This window comes from Variovorax sp. JS1663, from assembly GCF_002157355.1.
In the GTDB taxonomy this organism is placed as follows: Bacteria; Pseudomonadota; Gammaproteobacteria; order Burkholderiales; family Burkholderiaceae_C; genus Variovorax.
The window spans coordinates 26,384-44,713 of the sequence record NZ_LYMK01000034.1; the positions used below are offsets into that span (position 1 = coordinate 26,384).

At 67.3% G+C, this 18,330-nt stretch carries 20 protein-coding genes; 9 read left to right on the top strand and 11 right to left on the bottom strand.

The window, feature by feature from the left end; genetic code table 11:
* The first annotated feature begins 89 nt into the window (after positions 1-89).
* From A8M77_RS24490 to A8M77_RS24500, 3 genes are read left to right on the top strand one after another with little or no spacing between them, the layout of a single operon-like run.
* The gene (locus A8M77_RS24490) at positions 90-1,118 is read left to right on the top strand and encodes an extracellular catalytic domain type 1 short-chain-length polyhydroxyalkanoate depolymerase (RefSeq protein WP_238136954.1); all 1,029 of its coding nucleotides are present in this window, start codon (positions 90-92) and stop codon (positions 1,116-1,118) included.
* Positions 1,115-2,173 carry a glycosyltransferase family 4 protein gene (locus A8M77_RS24495; protein WP_086924121.1) on the top strand — a complete coding sequence of 353 codons (1,059 nt, stop codon included), beginning with the start codon at positions 1,115-1,117 and terminating at the stop codon, positions 2,171-2,173. The genes A8M77_RS24490 and A8M77_RS24495 overlap by 4 nt, the downstream gene beginning before the upstream one ends.
* Positions 2,170-4,332, top strand: a complete 2,163-nt coding sequence (locus A8M77_RS24500; protein WP_086924122.1) for an amylo-alpha-1,6-glucosidase — start codon at positions 2,170-2,172, stop codon at positions 4,330-4,332. The genes A8M77_RS24495 and A8M77_RS24500 overlap by 4 nt, the downstream gene beginning before the upstream one ends.
* A gap of 156 nt (positions 4,333-4,488) precedes the next feature.
* Here the strand turns inward: A8M77_RS24500 and A8M77_RS24505 are convergent, their stop codons facing one another.
* Positions 4,489-4,830: a hypothetical protein gene (locus tag A8M77_RS24505; protein WP_086924123.1), complete on the bottom strand. Its 342-nt coding sequence runs from the start codon at positions 4,828-4,830 to the stop codon at positions 4,489-4,491.
* Between the two features lie 48 nt (positions 4,831-4,878).
* Positions 4,879-5,226, bottom strand: a complete 348-nt coding sequence (locus A8M77_RS24510) for a hypothetical protein (protein ID WP_143694750.1) — start codon at positions 5,224-5,226, stop codon at positions 4,879-4,881.
* 446 nt (positions 5,227-5,672) lie between these two features.
* On the opposite strand from A8M77_RS24510, the gene A8M77_RS24520 reads away from it, so the two are divergent.
* Together A8M77_RS24520 and A8M77_RS24525 are read left to right on the top strand one after the other, a co-directional pair.
* Positions 5,673-6,455, top strand: coding sequence for a YoaK family protein (locus A8M77_RS24520; RefSeq protein ID WP_086924126.1), 783 nt, complete (start codon positions 5,673-5,675; stop codon positions 6,453-6,455).
* 144 nt (positions 6,456-6,599) lie between these two features.
* A complete protein-coding gene (locus A8M77_RS24525; protein WP_086924127.1) occupies positions 6,600-6,806 on the top strand; it encodes a hypothetical protein in 207 nt (68 codons plus the stop codon).
* A 106-nt stretch (positions 6,807-6,912) separates the two neighbouring features.
* Here A8M77_RS24525 and A8M77_RS37485 read toward each other — a convergent pair whose 3' ends face one another.
* From A8M77_RS37485 to glmS, 5 genes are all read right to left on the bottom strand, one after another.
* Positions 6,913-7,020, bottom strand: a complete 108-nt coding sequence (locus tag A8M77_RS37485; protein WP_443272385.1) for a DUF6920 family protein — start codon at positions 7,018-7,020, stop codon at positions 6,913-6,915.
* Between the two features lie 58 nt (positions 7,021-7,078).
* Positions 7,079-7,621: a DUF6920 family protein gene (locus A8M77_RS36620; RefSeq protein ID WP_202820654.1), complete on the bottom strand. Its 543-nt coding sequence runs from the start codon at positions 7,619-7,621 to the stop codon at positions 7,079-7,081.
* Positions 7,622-7,763: 142 nt separating this feature from the next.
* Complete coding sequence (locus A8M77_RS36975; RefSeq protein ID WP_238136955.1) at positions 7,764-8,369, bottom strand: hypothetical protein; 606 nt, start codon at positions 8,367-8,369, stop codon at positions 7,764-7,766.
* A 77-nt stretch (positions 8,370-8,446) separates the two neighbouring features.
* Positions 8,447-8,824, bottom strand: coding sequence for a hypothetical protein (locus tag A8M77_RS36980; RefSeq protein WP_238136956.1), 378 nt, complete (start codon positions 8,822-8,824; stop codon positions 8,447-8,449).
* A 667-nt stretch (positions 8,825-9,491) separates the two neighbouring features.
* The gene (gene glmS, locus A8M77_RS24540; RefSeq protein WP_086924128.1) at positions 9,492-11,372 is read right to left on the bottom strand and encodes a glutamine--fructose-6-phosphate transaminase (isomerizing); all 1,881 of its coding nucleotides are present in this window, start codon (positions 11,370-11,372) and stop codon (positions 9,492-9,494) included.
* A gap of 152 nt (positions 11,373-11,524) precedes the next feature.
* Between glmS and A8M77_RS24545 the strand changes: the two genes are divergently transcribed.
* Positions 11,525-12,028 carry an Lrp/AsnC family transcriptional regulator gene (locus A8M77_RS24545; protein WP_086924129.1) on the top strand — a complete coding sequence of 168 codons (504 nt, stop codon included), beginning with the start codon at positions 11,525-11,527 and terminating at the stop codon, positions 12,026-12,028.
* Here the strand turns inward: A8M77_RS24545 and glmU are convergent.
* A complete protein-coding gene (glmU, locus tag A8M77_RS24550) occupies positions 11,982-13,421 on the bottom strand; it encodes a bifunctional UDP-N-acetylglucosamine diphosphorylase/glucosamine-1-phosphate N-acetyltransferase GlmU (protein WP_086924130.1) in 1,440 nt (479 codons plus the stop codon). The genes A8M77_RS24545 and glmU overlap by 47 nt on opposite strands.
* On the opposite strand from glmU, the gene A8M77_RS24555 reads away from it, so the two are divergent.
* Both A8M77_RS24555 and A8M77_RS24560 read left to right on the top strand, forming a co-directional pair.
* Complete coding sequence (locus A8M77_RS24555; RefSeq protein WP_238136957.1) at positions 13,420-14,301, top strand: DUF6279 family lipoprotein; 882 nt, start codon at positions 13,420-13,422, stop codon at positions 14,299-14,301. The genes glmU and A8M77_RS24555 overlap by 2 nt on opposite strands.
* A 67-nt stretch (positions 14,302-14,368) precedes the next feature.
* A complete protein-coding gene (locus A8M77_RS24560; RefSeq protein WP_086924132.1) occupies positions 14,369-15,301 on the top strand; it encodes a hypothetical protein in 933 nt (310 codons plus the stop codon).
* Here A8M77_RS24560 and A8M77_RS24565 read toward each other — a convergent pair.
* Positions 15,286-16,587 (bottom strand): hypothetical protein, encoded by a 1,302-nt coding sequence (locus A8M77_RS24565; RefSeq protein WP_086924133.1) that lies wholly within the window; start codon positions 16,585-16,587, stop codon positions 15,286-15,288. The two genes, A8M77_RS24560 and A8M77_RS24565, sit on opposite strands and share 16 nt — an antisense overlap.
* Before the next feature lie 124 nt (positions 16,588-16,711).
* Entirely contained in the window at positions 16,712-17,416 is a 705-nt protein-coding gene (locus A8M77_RS24570) for a Crp/Fnr family transcriptional regulator (RefSeq protein WP_086924166.1), read from the bottom strand.
* 152 nt (positions 17,417-17,568) lie between these two features.
* Here A8M77_RS24570 and A8M77_RS24575 point away from each other — a divergent pair, with 152 nt between their 5' ends.
* A complete protein-coding gene (locus A8M77_RS24575; protein ID WP_086924134.1) occupies positions 17,569-17,961 on the top strand; it encodes a BLUF domain-containing protein in 393 nt (130 codons plus the stop codon).
* 22 nt (positions 17,962-17,983) lie between these two features.
* Here the strand turns inward: A8M77_RS24575 and A8M77_RS24580 are convergent, their stop codons facing one another.
* On the bottom strand, positions 17,984-18,304 hold the full coding sequence (locus A8M77_RS24580; protein ID WP_086924135.1) for a DUF2917 domain-containing protein: 321 nt from the start codon (positions 18,302-18,304) through the stop codon (positions 17,984-17,986).
* Between the last annotated feature and the right edge of the window lie 26 nt (positions 18,305-18,330).

The window sequence follows — 18,330 nt, forward strand, 5'->3', positions numbered from 1 at the left end:
CCAGGGGCAGCGTGTCTGGATGACCCCGGACTGGGAGGTTGGATCGGATCGTCGTTCTCTTGCCTGTTCGACATGGCAGAAAGACACCAGTGAGCCTTCATTTCCAAGACCTGATCACTGGGGCCCTATGGCCCTGGACGATCCAATTCTTCGACGCCGCGGGTGGCGCGGCACCCGCCAACCCACTGCGCGAGCCGCATGAACTTGGAGGCGGAAGCTTTTTCGAAGACAGTCTTTCGCACGAAGGGTATTCGATGCGCTACAAGCTCTACCTTCCGCCGACCCAGGCACTGGCGAACGCGCGCGCAGCCCGGCCGATGGTCGTGATGTTGCACGGCGCTATGCAGGGCGCGGCCGACTTCGCGGCGGGTACCGGCATGAACGCCCTCGCTCGCGAGCTCGGTATCGTCGTTCTCTACCCGGAACAGTCCCAGCACGCAAACGCGCAAAGGTGCTGGAACTGGTTCGATCCCGGGCATCAGGCGCGCGGGCACGGCGAACCGGCGGTGCTGGCGGCATTGACACGCTCGATCGCAACCGAGCATCACGTAGACCCTGAGCGGGTGTACGTGGCAGGTCTGTCGGCTGGCGGCGCCATGGCAGACATCGTTGGAAACTGCTACCCCGATGTATTCGCCGGCGTGGGCGTCCACTCAGGATTGCCGACGGGCGCGGCGACGGACTTCATGACGGCCCTGTCGGCGATGCGCAGCGGCAGCGTCGTGGCGGCAGGGGGGTCGACAGTCAGAGCCTCCAGACCACCGACCATTGTCTTTCACGGAGATGCGGATCCGACCGTGCACGCGAGCAACGGCAAGGCGCTCGTCGATGCGGTTCTCTGCGCGAATCGAGCAGCGACCGGGACCGCACCCACGGCACGGATCGTCGAAGGGTGCTCGAACGAGGGGCAGCGCTATACCCGTACGATCTATTCGGATGTCGGAGGGCGGTGCATGGCGGAGCATTGGCTGCTGCGAGGGGCGCGGCACGCGTGGTCGGGCGGAAGTCCGCGCGGGAGCTATACGAACCCCGCCGGTGTCGACGCGAGCACAGAGATGCTGAGGTTCTTCCTGGCCCAGCCGCGGCGCGAAGGCGAAGACAACGGAGCAACGACATGAGGATTGCACAGGTGGCGCCACTGTTCGAGGCGGTGCCACCGAAACTGTATGGCGGTACGGAGCGGGTGGTAGCGCATCTCACGGATGCGCTGGTCGACCAGGGCCACGAGGTCACGCTGTTCGCCGCCGGCGAGACGCAGACCAAGGCGAGGTTGGTCGCGACCCGCGCCCGCCCGCTGCGCCTGGACAGCGGCCGCCTGAACTCGGACCTGGCCAGCCACCTCGCCATGATGCACGAGGTGAGGCGGCGCGCCGACGAATTCGACGTCATCCACTTTCATGTCGACCTGATCCACTTTCCCTTTTTCGAGAGCATGCCGGAACGCACGCTCACGACGCTGCATGGTCGGCTCGACATCGACGACTTGCGCGGCGCCTATGCCCGCTGGCCCTCGTACCCCCTGGTGTCCATCTCGCGCAGCCAGCGTGCACCGCTGCCGGATGCCAACTGGTACGCCACTGTTCAACACGGCGTACTCCCCGATCACTACCAGTTCAACCCGCGGTCTCAAGGAGGCTACCTTGCCTTCCTGGGACGTATCTCGCCGGAGAAGCGACCTGATCGCGCGATCGAGATCGCGAAGGCGGCGGGTGTGCCTCTGAAGATCGCGGCCAAGGTGGATGCGGCGGATCGCGTCTACTTCGACGTTTGCATCCGGCCCCTGCTGGACCATCCGCTGATCGACTTCGTCGGCGAGATCGGCGATTCCGAGAAGAGCGCCTTCCTGGGCGGCGCGCGGGCGCTGCTGTTTCCAATTGACTGGCCCGAGCCATTTGGCCTGGTGATGATCGAGGCCATGGCGTGCGGCACACCCGTCATCGCCTGGCGCTGCGGTTCGGTCCCGGAGGTGGTGCAGCACGGCATTTCGGGCCTCATCGTCGACGACATGGCTGAAGCCCTGAAGGCCGTACACGGCATCGCAGAGCTGTCGCGCGCACGCGTTCGACGCGCGTTCGACGAGCGCTTCACCGCGCAGGCGATGGCGAAACGCTATGCCCGCCTCTATTGGCAACTCGTTCGCGACCGCCGCCTGGAAAAAAGCGAAGTGGCATGAACACGCTCCATCCGCAGGGCGTGCCGCATCCTCCGCCCGACCCGGCGAACGCATCGGTGCCCCGCACGCCCGATCATCTCTACGTCCTGAAGGACGGCGACAGCTTCGTGGTCGCCGACACGTATGGCGACATCTCCGGTTCGGGCGATGGCTTCTTTCAGGAAGATACGCGTCTGCTCTCTAGCTTCTCCCTGCTGCTGGGCGGCGAAAGGCCGACGCTGCTGTCCAGCGCAGTCAGTCGCGACAACGTGTTCTTCACCGCACATGCCACCAACAGGCCGCTGCCCCCGCTCGGTGACGAATCCTTGCCGCAGGGCGTCGTGCACATCGAGCGGCGACGCCTCCTATGGGACGGGCTGCTGCGCGAAAGCATCGCCTTGAGAAACTACGGCATGGCGGCCACGCGGCTGCAGCTGACCTTGGCCTACGGTGCGGATTTCAGCGACACCTTCGAGGTGCGCGGGGAGCGCCGTTCCCGGCGGGGCGAATTCCTGCCTTGCACGGTGCACGGCAAGGGGATCGAGTTCGGATACCGAGGGCTGGATGGGGTGGAGCGGCGGACCCGCCTGATGTTCTCGATGCCGCCCTCGTCCATCGACGAGAGGCGCTCCCGTTTCGACCTTGTGCTGAACGGCCGTGAGGATGTGGTCCTGTATGTGGACATCGGACCTGCCGCGATGGCGCCGACGCGCGCGCAGTTCCGGGCCGCGGGCGCGGCCGCGCGGCGCAGCATGCGCACGCGTCGTCGCAGCGGTGCGCGCGTGCGGACGCCCGCCCGGCAGTTCCAGGCCTGGCTGGATCGTTCGGATGCGGATCTCGCGCTGCTGACCACCGCCCTGCCGACGGGGCCTTATCCCTATGCGGGCATCCCCTGGTTCTCCACGCCCTTCGGCCGCGACGCCATCATCACGGCGCTGCAGACCCTGTGGCTCAAGCCATCCCTGGCGCGTGGCGTGCTGGCCTACCTGGCTGCTCATCAGTCTCGGGAAACGTCGGCCTTCCACGATGCCGAGCCCGGCAAGATCATGCACGAACAGCGCAAGGGCGAGATGACGGCGATGGGTGAACTGCCCTTCGGCCGCTACTACGGCGGAGTGGATTCGACGCCGCTGTTCGTCATGTTGGCGGCTGCCTATGCCCGGCGTACCGCGGACCGGTCCTTCATCATGACGCTGTGGCCTGCATTGGTGGCAGCCTCCGCCTGGATTCTGGCCAATGCGGTTCGGCACGGCGGATTTCTGTCTTACGCGCGTGCGCAGGCTTCCGGCCTGGCCAATCAGGGCTGGAAGGACAGCCACGATTCCATCTTCCACGAAGACGGCCGCACGCCCGAAGGGCCCATCGCGCTGGTCGAAGTTCAGGGCTACGCAGTGGCCGCGCTGCAAGGGATGGCGCTGCTGGCGAAGTGGCTGGGGCACGACTCGGAAGTCGCGCCCTACGCGGAGGCCGCCGAGGCCTGGAGAGCGCGGGTGGAGGCCCGCTTCTGGCAGGAAGACATGCAGTTCTACGCCCTGGCGCTGGACGGTGTCGGTGCGCCGTGTCGCGTCTATGCCTCCAACCCCGGGCACTTGCTGTACGCGGGACTGCCGAACGAAGAGCGCGGGCGGGCTGTCGCGCGCCAACTGCTGGCTGCCGGCCTCGAATCGGGGTGGGGACTGCGCACGCTCTCATCCAATGCCATCCGCTACAACCCCATGTCGTACCACAACGGGTCGGTCTGGCCTCACGATCTGGCGTTGTGCGCTGCCGGCATGGCGCGCTACGGCGAGCGGGACAGCACGGCGCGATTGACAAGCGAGATGTTCGAATGCGCAAGCTTGATGGGCATGCGTCTGCCCGAACTGTTTTGCGGTTTCGAAAGGGTGACCGGTGAGGCGCCGGTCTCCTATCCGGTGGCGTGCCTGCCTCAGGCCTGGGCCGCCGGGTCGGTGTTCATGCTGCTGCAAAGCTGCCTGGGCATCGACATAGACGCCATGCGTGGATGCATCGTGGTTGAGCAACCGGTTCTGCCCGCCGAGATCGATGAGCTCGTGCTGCTCGACTTGCGCTTGCCCCAGGGCGCCATCGACCTCAGTTTGCGTCGCAGAGGCGGCAGCGTTCAGGCGACCGTGTCGCGCCAGTCAGGGGCTGACGACCTGCAGATCGATCTGCGCTTGTGAATGGGTCGAGGCCGACGCCCGATGATGGATGAACGGGATCAACAGGACCGGTGCGCCGGCTGCGATGAACACCGATTGCCAGCCGTAGGTTCGAAGCGATTGAACTTGGCCTCGTCGGCCAGTATGTCGCGGCGCGTGAGAACCTCCGGGTGGCGCCTATTGCCGGGCGTGCTTCCGCATGTACGCGACGATCGAGTCCATCTCCTGTTCGGTCGGCGTGTTGACACTCCGCCAGCGGCTGTCCATCTGGATGTGCATGCGCTGGGCCACGCTCGACCATTCCTTGGCGGTATGCAGTATCGGCGTCGGCGCTGCGTGGCACTGAGCGCAATAGGTCGAGACCAGCTTCGCGCCTGCGGACCTGGCGTCCGGCAAGGGCTTCGAGACCGCATCCGGCGCAGCGTTGAACGGGTCCAACGGTAGCGCCTGGTCTTGAGCGAAAGCGCTGGTGAGAACCGCGAGCAATGCAGCGAGCACCGTTCTTTGCAAAATGGTCATGGCAGTCACTCCTTCGGCTGGCCAGTGCTTGCACACTTGATGACTCGTCTATGTCGCGTGCCGCGCGCCCATGGCGTCCGAGGCCCTCCGAAGCTGATTGCAGCGCTCCCGAGCAGCTTGAAGGACCGATTCCACGGACCATGGGGGCGGAGCAGTCGCGGCACCATCCATCGCCTGGCACAACGTCTCGTCCAGGACGGGTATCAGCCCACCCACGAGCCTTGCTTCCACCGCCCGCACCACGGCGACATGCAAGGCGGTCGGCAGCGCACGTCCGTTCAGAAAATCGCGGACGAGAGATTCGGCGGCAAAGAGGGAGAGAGACATGGCATGGCCCGGTGTATACGGACTCAGCGTATCGCGGAAGAACTCGACGGTCTGTGCGATGTCGTACACACGCCGGCTTCGCGACGCCACCATGCTTGACGGCGTCCGAACCCACCGCGATCGGGTGCGCCAACGCACAGACCGGCATATGTATTCCGACTACCCTGGCCTGGCGCCCGCGAGCGACGACCCAGGATCTGACCACCGAACTCCAACCCACGCGCCACCGCAATGGCTTGCGCGGCAAACGCCTCGTTGCTTTCGATCACATCCATCTGGTCGAGCCACATGCCGCACTCTCGGCCAAACCACCACCGAAGGTGCCGATCGCCGAGCGGGCCGCGCCCAAGATCACGACGTCACGTTGGGTCATTTCGTCTCTCACTTTGGTAGATGTGCTGCATCACCTTGTAGATCCCTGCGTCGGACTTGTCGGTGCGCCAGGGCACCGATAGGATGGATGGTGCGATGCCGCACAGACCGGTTCGCTGCTCTGAAACTACAACCCGTTCGACATGACTGCGCGTTGGGTAAACTTCCTGTACGGGCTGGTCGGGAGGCGACGCACCCAGGCGGCCAATCGCCGCTTGGGCTGCGTGCTCGCCGTCGTTGCGGGTGCCATCAACGCCGGCGGATTTCTCGCCGTGCACCGCTACACCTCCCACATGACAGGGATAGTGTCATCGGTCGCCGACAACTTCGCCATCGGCAGCGTGGCACTGGGGCTCGCAGGCCTGGTGGCGCTTGCGACATTCGTGAGCGGGGCGGCCTGCACGGCGCTCCTGATCAACTGGGCACGCCGCCAAGGGCTGCACAGCAAGTATGCGCTGGCCCTGATGGTCGAAGCGGCGCTGCTGCTGCTGTTCGGCTTGGCGGGCGGAAATCTCGCGTCCTTCGCCCATCTGATGGTGCCCTCCACGGTACTGCTGCTGTGCTTCATCATGGGCTTGCAGAACGCGATCATCACCAAGATCTCCGACGCCGAGATTCGAACCACGCACATGACAGGCATCGCCACGGACATCGGCATCGAGCTGGGCCGGCTGGTCTACTGGAACCGCAACGCGACGGCCAACAGCGTGCACTTCGTCAAAGCCAACCGGGACAAGCTCTTCATTCATTGCGCCATCCTGACGTCGTTCTTCGCGGGGGGTGTCGTCGGCGCGATGGCATTCAAGGCTGTGGGTTTCGCGGCGACCATTCCGATCGCCTGCACCTTGGCCATGCTGGCGTTGCCGCCGATCCTGGCTGACCTCCGCATGCGTCGCTTCGGCCATCGGTCCGCGCACGGACGATAAAGAGCGCTCACAAGTGGCAGCAAGATGGCACCGGCCGATGCCATATGCAGCCCTAAGCGCGACGCCGAACAGACGGTATGCACGCAAAGGCCGACAGTGTGCGAACGCGCGTGCATCGCGATGACGAATACCAGCATCCCTCTTATGGCCAATACGAGCTTCGAGCACCATGGGCATCAAGTCGAGATCAAGGCCTGGCAGGCGGAAAACCGCTGGGCGTGGTCGTTCCAGATCGATGACCGAATGCCGGTAGAGAACGTTCAGACCGGCGCGCGCTCGGAGGACCAGGCGCTTGCCGAGGCGAGGCACGAAGCCATCGCGGCGATCAAGGCGCTGCACGAGGAGCCGTAGCCCGGTAGAGTGGCCCGCGGACGAGAAGCTTGGGCTCGGCGCGTCTTCGAATCCCAAGGCCCCGAATGCGGCAGTCAGTGCTCTGCAACGATGCGCGGGGACGCGATCACCGCGCTGCGAACTCATAGTCGATGTCCGTGATGCGCCCCTGAAAGTACGGCGCCGGCCCAGTCGGCAATTCCCATTCGACTTCGCCCCGTACTGGAACGCGCATGCCGGCCCGCAGCTCGTAGCCGGCGATACGGCAGCCACGGCGCCGACTCGGTCGCCGATCACGGAGGGGACGCGGCCCACGCCGCCGCGATCAAGCAGTCCGTCCCGAATCTGAACTCCAGCGCGACCGTGGTCGCCCCATCGCAGAGAGTCGCTCGCGCGGACGCGTCGTCGATGCCTTCCCATCGCACGCCCTGGCTGGGCAGCAGTGCGGTCGGATACCACGCCGCTTCGGCGAGGTAGCGCATCAACTCGCCGCGTGCCGATGCCGCGATGTCACGCATGTCCGCCACGGTCACGAGTCCGAGCACTGCGGCGCGCAAGGATCCGGCGCCAAGAGCATAGGCGTCTCGAACCCAGACATCGGCGCCCGGTGCCATCCTGATCCGCGCGTCCCAGTCGAAGCCAGGAGGGTGCATCGTCGCGAATTGGGTCGCGCTGAAGGGCCGCCAGGCATCCTTCTTCTCGTGCTGCCGAAATTGCCCTTTCTGCGAGAACCGAACGCTGGTGACCATGGCCTGGCCGTCCTGCAACGCGGCTTCAAAGTAGCGCCTCACGGGCGGCGGAAGCGATTCGACTTCGCGAGCGTCGTAGGTCTTCACGGACGAGGGCAGGCAAGCGGTCCGCATCGCCGCGCGAAGGGCGGTGCCCTGCCGCCGCCACCGCCACCGGCCCAGTGCCACCGCGCCGGCCGCGGCCGAGACCACCCCTGCGACCAGGACGTAGCGCGACCTCATCATCGGCTCACGCCTGTACCAACTGGGCGTCCACGCCCCTGCGCGGCGCGGGACCGACGGGCGGTGCAAAGCCGGCACGTGCCCACATCTGCACCGTAAGGTTCGATTGCGACGCATCCAGCAGGCTTCGAACCTCCGCATGGGGCTTCGCCTGCTCCGGATACTCCTGCAAAGCCTGCTGCAGCGGCTGCAGTGCGATGCCGACGGCCGTGGCAGTGAGTTGCACCCGGGCGTAGGCTCGGCCAGCGTTGACCTGGGTTGATCGGTCATTGCCATCGGTCACCATCCAGAGAAAGCCTGGCGTTGAATCGAGTCTGGCGTCGAAATCCTTGATCTGGCTCGTGGTGACGTAGTCATCCGGCGCCGGCGGCCTGCTGCGGTCGAACAGCCCGGCCTGGTTCATCAACACGGGGATTCGATCGAGCACGAACAAGCCATCACGGTGCCGTCCGATCTCCGCGGCCCCCACGCGCAGCACCCTGTACGACTCCATGATCGTTCGCGGCGTGGTCAGTTCGATGTGCCACGCCTCGGCAGCAATGGCGCGGTGGCGCCGGAGCGCATCGGGCTGATCGAGGCCCGCGAATCCGAACCGCAAGGAATTCGGCTTCACGCTCTCCATCATCGTCTGCCAGGCATGCGGCGGCACCGGGCGGGCCAGTTCATAGGCGCTGCGGTTGGTGCGACGATTCAGGATCTGCGCGAACAGTGGGTCCCTGGATACCGTGGGGTCGGCTGACAGGCGGATGCGCGCGACCGGAACGTGCCGTGGCTCATCATGATCTGCCGCGAGAACGGGTCGGTTTCGGGCAGCAGGCGAGTGAGATCGCAGCGCAGCAGGATCTCGCCCGGCGTGCGCAAATCCACCAGCCACGATTGCAGGTTGTGCGAATGGGGTGCCAGGATCGCATAACCAAGAATCCAGCGGCGAGCGTCAGGTTCGGCGCCGGGCCCTTTCCACGCGGCGACGGCATCCCCGGGCATCTGCTGGCTGCAGGCGGTGCCGGTTGCGGCGACCAGTGCGATGCTGCCTCCCGAGGTCAGGCGAATGAAGTCTCGTCGATCCATGTCACGGCGCTCCCTGTTGTCATCGCGACGGTGCGTGCTCGATTCCGCGTTCGTTCAAGGCGCTCTATCAGGAAGACCTGAACCTAGCGCGCATCCCCCCAATCGGTCTGTGCGCCAACGTACCTTGCGATCGCTTCACTCGATCCACCTCAACGGCGTGAAGGCTTGGAACAAAGATCGTCGTGAGCCTTCACGACAAGTACTTCGACCGAAAGTTCGTCGAAAACTACGCACGGCGCCCGAGACCGATCGTCAACAACGCCGGAAAGTTCGTCGCTGCCAGACGAGGAGCGGCACGCCCCCGCCGGGCGTTTCAGGCACCGGCGGCTGCCTTGGGACCTGCGCGCCTTCGGCTACAGTCGGCCCCGAGCCGCTGTTCCCGCTTCTACGAAGCAGGCGTTCGACGCCGTCCGTGCACCAGGAACCTTGATGCGGTTCGCGTCTTCACCAGGTTCGCGCGATCGTCTCACCCGGACGAGGTCAAGCAGGAGGATTCGTGCGGCAACTCTACCTGGGCGGATGTGGTCGCCGAACGCATGGCTCCGCGTGCCAGTTGCGGCCGGCCGAGGGCTCCGGCGGCCGAGATGTAGGCCTCCTCCCGACGATCTTTATCGTCATCGACGAACTTTATTCTTCCCGGACAGGCGCGGGAGAGGGCAGGTCGCCGCTACTCGACCGTCACGCTCTTCGCCAGGTTCCGCGGCTTGTCCACGTCCGTCCCCCGGGCGCAGGCCGTGTGATACGCCAGCAGCTGCAGCGGCACCACGTGCAGCAGCGGCGACAGCGCCCCATAGTGCTCGGGCATGCGGATCACGTGCAGGTCCTCGCCGCTCTCGATGTGCGTGTCGCCGTCGGCCAACACGTAGAGCACGCCGCCGCGCGCGCGCACTTCCTGCAGGTTGCTCTTGAGCTTCTCCAGCAATGCGTCGTTGGGGGCCACCGCCACCACCGGCATCTCGCTCGTCACCAGCGCCAGCGGCCCGTGCTTGAGCTCGCCGGCGGCGTAGGCCTCGGCGTGGATGTAGGTCACTTCCTTGAGCTTGAGCGCGCCTTCTAGCGCGATCGGGTAGTGCAGGCCGCGGCCGAGGAAGAGCGCGTTCTCCTTGCGTGCGAAGTCCTCGGCCCAGCTGATGATCTGCGGCTCCAGCGCGAGCACGGACTGCAGCGCGACGGGCAGGTGGCGCATCTCCTTCAGGTAGCGCCCCTCCTCCGCCTCGTTCAGGCGGCCCTTGGCCTGGGCCAGCGCCAGCGTGAGCAGGAACAGGCCCGCCAACTGCGTGGTGAAGGCCTTGGTCGAGGCGACGCCGATCTCGACGCCGGCGCGCGTGATGTAGGCCAGCTTGCATTCGCGCACCATCGCGCTGGTGGCGACGTTGCAGACGGTCAGGGTCTGCTCCATCCCCAGGGAGCGCGCATGCCGCAGCGCCGCCAGCGTGTCGGCCGTCTCGCCCGACTGGGTGATGGTGACGACCAGGGTCTTCGGGTCGGGCACGGAGTCGCGGTAGCGGTATTCGCTGGCGATCTCGACCTGGGTCGGGATCTTGGCGATGCCCTCCAGCCAGTACTTGGCGGTGCAACCGCTGTAGTAGCTGGTACCGCAGGCCAGTATGAGGATCTTGTCGATCTCCTTGAACACGCGCCAGGCCGCGGCGCCGGGCGCGCCGTCCTGCGCGACGCCGTCGAAGAGCTCGGGCACGATGCCCTCGATGCCTTCCAGCGTATCGCCGATGGCACGCGGCTGCTCGAAGATCTCCTTCTGCATGAAGTGGCGGTACGGGCCCAGCTCGGCCGCGCCGCTGTGGGCGAGCACGGTGCGCACCGGGCGATCGACTGGCTTGTGGGCACGGTCGGCGATCCAGTAGCGGCCGGGCTGGATGTCGACCACGTCGCCCTCCTCCAGGTAGACGATCTGGTCGGTCACGCCCGCCAGGGCCATGGCATCGCTCGCCAGGAAGTTCTCGCCGCCCTCCTTGCCGACGCCCAGGATCAGCGGCGAGCCGGCGCGCGCGCCCACCACGCGGTGCGGCTCGTCGCGGCAGATGGCGGCGATCGCGTAGGCGCCCTGCAGCTGCAGCACGCTGGCCTTCAGGGCCTCGAACAGGTCGCCGTCGTAGTGGCTGTCGATCAGGTGGGCGATGACCTCGGTGTCCGTCTGGCTCTCGAAGACGTAGCCCTTGGCCTGCAGCCTGGCGCGCAGCGCCTCGTGGTTCTCGATGATGCCGTTGTGCACGAGGGCGATGCGGCCCGGCCGGGCGGTACCGGCGTCCGCGCCGGGGCCATGGCTGAAGTGGGGGTGCGCGTTGTGCACGGCAGGCGCGCCATGCGTGGCCCAGCGGGTGTGGGCGATGCCGGTTCTGCCCTCGATGTGGTCCTCGGCCACCTGCGTCAGCAGGTCGGCCACGCGGGCGGTGGTGCGGGCGCGCTGCAGGCCGCCGGCATGCACGGCCACGCCACAGGAGTCGTAGCCGCGGTATTCGAGACGCTGCAGGCCCTGGACGAGGATGGGGACGATGTTGCGGCCGGAGACGGCGCCGACGATGCCACACATGAAAGAGGCTCCTGTGGATTGAATTCTGCCGATGGTAGGAAGGAGTGTATGAAATCGGTGATCAAAATCAGATGAAATCAGAATTCTGATTTCATCAATCTCGCATGACGCAATAAAATTTCTGAAGATCTCAATTTCAGAAATCAACCATCATGGACGCGATCGATCTTCAGCTCCTGGATGCCCTCCAGCACGACGCCTCCCAAAGCAACCAGGCGTTGGCCGAGCGCTTTGGCCTCTCCCCCGCCACCTGCCTGCGGCGCGTCCGGCGGCTGCACGAAGGGGGCTGGATCGCGCGCGAAGTCGCGCTCCTCGACCCGCAGCGCGTCGGCGCGCTGCTCACCGCGGTGATCGAGATTTCGCTGGACCGGCAGGACGCGGCGGCGCTCGACGCCTTCGAGGCGCGGGTGGTGGCGGACGAGGCGGTGCAGCAGTGCTACCGCGTCTCGCCCGGCCCCGACTTCGTGCTGGTCGCGACCGTGCGCGACATGCCCGGCTACCAGGCGTTGGCGCAGCGCCTGTTCACCACCGATGCCAACGTGCGCAACGTGAAGGCCTTCTTCAGCGTCAAGCGGGCGAAGTTCGACACCCGCGTGCCGCTGCCGCCGGTCACTCCTTCGGAGCCTTCTGCGGTCGCTTCCAGTCGGGATAGCTGACCTGCCGGCCGCGCGAGACGGTCAGTGCCCCCGGCTCGGTGCTCTTGGTCACGGTGGAACCCCCGCCGACGGTGCCGCCCGCGCCGATGGTGATCGGCGCCACCAGCACGCAGTTGCTGCCGACCTGCACGTCGTCCCCGATCACCGTGCGGTGCTTGTTGGCGCCGTCGTAGTTGGCGGTGATGCTGCCGGCGCCGTAGTTGACGCGCTCGCCGACGGTGGCATCGCCCAGGTAGGCCAGGTGATTGGCCTTGGCGCCGGCGGCCAGCGTGGAATTCTTGATCTCGACGAAGTTGCCGATGTGGACTTCCGGCCCCAGCCGTGCACCGGGCCGCAGCCGGGCGAAGGGCCCGACCCGCGCGCCCACGCCCACCGTCGCGCCGGCCTTCTCGCCGTCGATGTGGGTAAAGGGATGGATGACCGCGCCGGTCTCGATGCGGGCATTGGCGATCACGCAGTTGGCCCCCACGCGCACGCCAGCCCCCAGCGAGACGGCACCCTCGAAGACGCAGTTGACGTCGATCTCCACATCCGATTCGCAGGCCAGGGTGCCGCGCACGTCGATACGCGCCGGGTCGGCCAGCCGCACGCCCTGGGCCAGCAGCGCGTCGGCTTGGCGCCGCTGGTAGGCGCGCTCCAGTTCCGCCAGCTGGGCCGGCGTGTTGATGCCGGCCACCTCCAGCGGGTCTTCGACGCGGTGGGCCACCACTGGCACGCCGTCGATGGTGGCGAAGCCGACCACGTCGGTCAGGTAGTACTCCCCCTGCGCGTTCCGGTTGTCCAGCCGGGCGAGCCAGGGCCTGAGCAGTTGCGTCGGCACCGCCATCACGCCGGTGTAGATCTCGCGGATGGCGCGCTGCGCATCGTTCGCGTCCTTTTCCTCGACGATGGCCTGCACCTCGCCCTCGGCATCCGGATCGGCGGCCGCCGCGCGCACGATGCGGCCGTAGCCGGTCGGGTTCTCGACCTGGATGGTGAGCAGCGCGAGCCGGCGCCCGGCACTCTGGGCGATCAGCTCGCGCAGGGTGGCCTCGCCGATCAGGGGCACGTCGCCCGAGAGCACGACCACGGTGCCGTCGTCGGGCACGAGAGGTGCCGCCTGCTGCATCGCATGGCCGGTGCCCAGCTGCGGCACCTGGCGCGCGAACTGCGGCACCACGCCGGACACGCCCTCGCCGAGCACCGCCTCGACGTCGGTCGCGCCATGGCCGGTGACCACCACCACCCGGCGGGCGCCGACGCGCGCCGCGGTGTCCACGACGTGCGCCACCAGCGCGCGGCCGCCCAAACGATGCAACACTTTGGGCAGGCTGCTCTTCATGCGCGTGCCCTTGCCGGCCGCCATGATGACGACATCGACCGGTTCCCGGTGGTCCTGTGGAGTCTTGTTCATGCTTTCTCGATTGCGTTGCTTCTGGCTGGCGCGAATTATCGGCGTGCTGCTCGCGGCCGCCGTGCTGGCCGCCTGCAGCGCGGTCAAGCTGGCCTACAACAATCTGCCGGAGTTGAGCTACTGGTGGCTGGACGGCTACCTGGATTTCGACGGCGCCCAGACGCCGCGCGTGCGCGACGAGCTGGCCGAGCTGCTGGCCTGGCACCGCCGGAACGAGCTGCCGAAGATCGCCGGGCTGCTGCGCGAGGCCCAGGCCCTGGCACCGGGGGACATCACGCCGCAGCAGGCCTGCGACCTCGCCGACCGGATCCGCGAGCGCCTGCTCGCCGTGGCGGTGCAGGCGGAAGGCCCAGGCGCCGAGCTCGCGCTGAGCCTGGGCCCGGCCCAGTTGCAGCAACTGGAGCGCAAGTACGCGAAGAACAACGCCGAGTACCGCAAGGAATGGCTGGAGCGCGAGCCGGCGCGCTGGCAGGAGAAGCGCTACGACCGCTTCCTCGAGCGCAACGAGGACTTCTACGGGCCGCTCGATGCAGCCCAGCGCGAGCTGTTGAAGCAGCAGGTGGCGCAATCGGTGTTCGACCCGAAGGCCCTGGACCGCGAGCGCCGGGCGCGCCAGCAGGAAGCGCTGGCGCTGCTGCGCCGCTTCCAGTCCCGCCAGACACCGCAGGCCGACGCGCGCGCCGCCATCCATGCCTACGTGCTGCGCATCGCGGAGCCACCGCCCGGTCCCTGGCGCGAGCAACAGCAGGCGCTGCAGCAGGAAGGCTGCCGCAACCTGGCGGCGCTGCACAACGGCACCAGCCCCCGCCAGCGCGAACAGGCGGTGCGCCGGCTGCAGGCCTACGAACGCGACCTGGGCGAACTGGCCGCCGCGCTTTGAGGCATCCGTCACACGCTCATGTAGAACATTTGTTTACACTCTGGCGCAACGACGACCCCAAGCATCCATGAACATCACCCTCTGCACGCTCTTCGAGAAGAACTACCACTACGGCGTGGCGGCGCTGGCGAATTCGCTGATCGCCTCCGGTTATGAAGGCGAGCTCTGGGTGGGCTACCGCGGCGCCCTGCCGGGCTGGATCGTGGACTCGCCCGCCTATGACCGCGCCAGCGGCCGGCTGCCCGTGGGATCGGGGCTCGTGCTGCGCATGCAGGAGCTCGACACGCCGCTGCACTTCACCTACTACAAGCCCACCTTCATCCGCGAGATGCTGGAGACGCACTCGCCACAGGCCGACATCGTGGCCTACATCGACCCCGACATCGTGGTGAAGTGCGACTGGCCGGCCCTGTGCGGCTGGTTCAGCGAGGACGGCATCTCGCTGGCCGAGGACGTCAACTGGTGCTTCCCGGCGCGCCACCCCAAGCGCCTGCTGTGGGCCCGCTTCTTCGCGCCGCACGGTGCGGCGCCGCGGCGCGGGCTGGACCGCTACTACAACGCCGGCTTCATCGCGGTCTCGCGCGCCCACCTGGAGTTCCTGGACCTGTGGCGGCGGCTGTGCGACCTGGTGGTCGAGTACAACGAGGGCGCCAAGCAGCTCAAGGCCGGCGGCTCGGCGGCCCTGTTCCACTCGACCGACCAGGATGCGCTGAACTTCGCGCTGACCGTGTGCGAGGCGCCGCTGAACACGGCCGGCCCGGAAGCGATGGACTTCGCGCCCGGCGGCTACTACCTCTCGCACGCGATCGGCTCGGTCAAGCCCTGGCACGGCGGCTTCATCGGCCACGCCCTGCGCGGGCGGCCGCCGTCGGCGGCAAGCAAGTGGTACTGGAAATACGCCAACGCACCGATCCGGGTGTACTCGGACGGCGAGCTGCGCAAGAACGAGCTGGCCCTGAAGATCGCTGCCGCGATCGGCCGCGTCTACAAGCGCGCCTGAGCGTCCTCCGGCGCCGGCTCCCGGCGCCAGCCCACCCAGCGCAGGGCCAGCAGCGCGTACTGGTAGCCGAAGTTCGCCAGGCTGGTCGCGATGCCGAACCACAGCACCGAGCGCAGATCGCTGATGCCCACCAGCCACAGGAAGAGCACCTGCGTGATCAGCGTCACCGCGATGCTGTAGGTCTGCCCTGCCGTCGCGCCGCGGACCGACAGGGTGCGGAAGGCGAAGCCCGAGGCGTTCATCAGGATGGAGGAGAGAAAAACCATCCACACCAGTGGCGTCATGCTCTCGTACTGCTTGCCCAGCAGCAGGATCCAGTACTGGGGCAGGAAGAAGGAGGTCAGCAGCACCGCACCACCCATCGCGAAATAGGCGACATGCGCCTGGGCGACGATCGTGCCCAGGCGTGGGCCCATGGGTGCGCGGGCGATGGCCGGGAACAGCAGCACGTTGGTCACGCGGTCCACCACCATCAGCACCATCGCCAGCCGGCCGAAGGCGCCGACCTCGGCCAGCATGCTGGCGGTGCCGAACAGCGACACCAGGAAGACGGTGATCACCCCCTGCACCTGGTAGAAGATGCCCGGCAGGACCAGCGGCCTGGCGATGCGCAGGATCTCGCCGTCGACCTTGCGCGTGCCCTCGGCGTCGAGGTGCGCGTCGACGACCTCGTGCCGGCGGAAGGCCTTGCGGTAGAGCAGCACGCTGACGAAGCTCGCCGCCGCCGTGGCCAGGACGATGCCGACCATCGACCAGGGCGTGATCGGCAGCAGCAGCACCGCGCCCACGAAGACGATGCGCACGCTGTGCGCGCTGAAGGCCACGCGGTTGAGCGTCGCGATCTGTCCCAGGATCAGCAGCACCGTGTTGGCGTAGTGCTCCCGCAGCGTGAGCAGCACCACCGACAGCATCAGCAGCGAGGCCGCCAGGTAGGGCGCGCCCGACCAGGCGTGCTGCTGCGAGCTGTAGAACCAGTACGGCCCCACCACCACCAACCCCAGCCCCAGCAGCAGCCAACGCTTGCGGAAGACCTGGTGGCACACGCCCACCACCCAATGCTGCTCGCTGGCCCGCTGGCCCACGATCGGCATGCAGCAATGGGCCAGGCCCAGGTCGGTGATGCCCATGATCAAGGTCATGCAGGCGACCAGGAAGGTGTAGGCCGCATACTGATCCTTCGGCAGCACGTTGACGATCAGCAGGCCGGCGATGCCGCCGATGGCGACGCCGAAGGTTTCGACGCTGCCGACCATGGCGATCTGGCGCAGACGGGGCAGGAGCTTCACAGGTGGGCGGCGACGGTCAAGGGGTTGGCCGGCGGCGGCGCCGGGGTGGAGGCTGTGTCCGCGCGGGCGGACAGGCCTCTACGATACGCGATGCCCGTGACCGCCCCGGGGCGCATCGGTCGGCTCAGATCAGCGGCGCGGGCTGCAGCGGCCGCTCGAAGTAGTCGCCCAGCGCCTGCAGCGCATGGGGCTCGAGGATGCGCAGCCACCCGCCCTCGAGCCGGTACAGCCCGAGCCGCTGCAGCCGCCGCAGCGTCTTGTTGGTGTGCACCAGCGACAGGCCCAGCGCATCGGCGATGTGCTGCTGGTTGAAGGGGAAGGCCACCCAGCCTTCGCGCGCCATGCCCACGCGCTCGGCGCGCCGGTACAGGTGCATCAGCAGCATCGCCACCCGCTCGGCCGCGTTGCGCCGGCCGGCGGTGACCAGGTTGTCGTCCACCATCTTCTCCTCGCGCGCGGCCAGCCAGGTGATGTGGTAGCCCAGCTTGGGCTGGGCATGGAACAGCGGCCACAGGCGGTCGCGCGCGAAGCTGCAGAGGGTGACGTCGGTCACCGCCTCCACGCCGTGCGTGTGGCTGTCGGCGAACTCGTCCTGCAGGCCGATGAAGTCGCCCGGCAGCAGGAAGCCGAGGATCTGGCGGCGGCCGTCGCTCAGCGACTTGTAGCGGAAAGCCCAGCCGGAATAGATCGTGTAGAGCTGCGGGCTCGCGCGGTCTTCTTCGATCACGGCGCGGCCGGCCTCGACCGTGCGCGTGCCGGTGCGGAAGGACTCGATCAGGCGCAGGTCTTCGGCCGTGATGGGCAGGAAGGCCGGGTTGCCGCGCAGCATGCAGCGGTCGCAGGGGTGCGTGCCGGTCGGCGGCTGTGCAGTCTTGAGATGGTCCTCGAAGTTCACCGCCGGACTATAGGACGGCAAGCTATGTCTTTTCACATTTCGCGGACCGCGGCGCACTCCTACACTGCGCAGCCTTCGACGCCGCGATGACAGAACAGCTACACGAGATCCTTTACTGCAGCATGCTGGCACCCGGGTTGCCCACCGACGTCGTCGGCCACATCGTGGCGCAGGCCCGCGCCCGCAACGCCCAGGAGGCGATCACCGGACTGCTGGTGTTCGACGGCCTGCGTTTCTGCCAGCATATCGAGGGGCCGCGCCGGAACGTCCTGCGCCTGCTGAACCGGCTCGACGCCGATCCGCGGCACACCGAGATGAAGGTGTTGCACGAGGGTGTGATCGAGGCGCGCCGTTACGAGCGCTTCGAGTTGGGGCTGGCCCACATCGAGGAAGGCGAGGACGTCGAGGACCTGCGCCGGCTCGACGGCGCGGAGGCGCTGGCGCAGTTCATCGCGCTTCGCCCCCGCTGGGACATCTAGAACGACGTCCCGGGCCGTCGTTTCAGGCCGCGTCCCAGCTGTAGGTGGCGCCGTGGGTGTCCCACGGCTCCATCACGATGCGCTCGCCGGCCTCGACCCGCAGCGTCTCGCCCGGGGCCAGCACAAGGTCTTCGCTGCCCCATTGGTCGGTGGCGTCGCGCGTGACCCAGACCCGGCCCTGGCGGATGCGCAGCATGCTCGCCCCGGAGGCCCGCAGGCTGGTCGCCTCGCCATAACCCAGCTGCCACGCACCGCGGCGCACGGCCGGCGGAACCGCGGCGGCGGGGCGCTGGGCCAGTTCCGGGGACAACGGGAAGGTGGAGGTGGTGCAGGCGGCGGACATACGAGGCTCCTAAAGAGGGGTTTCTC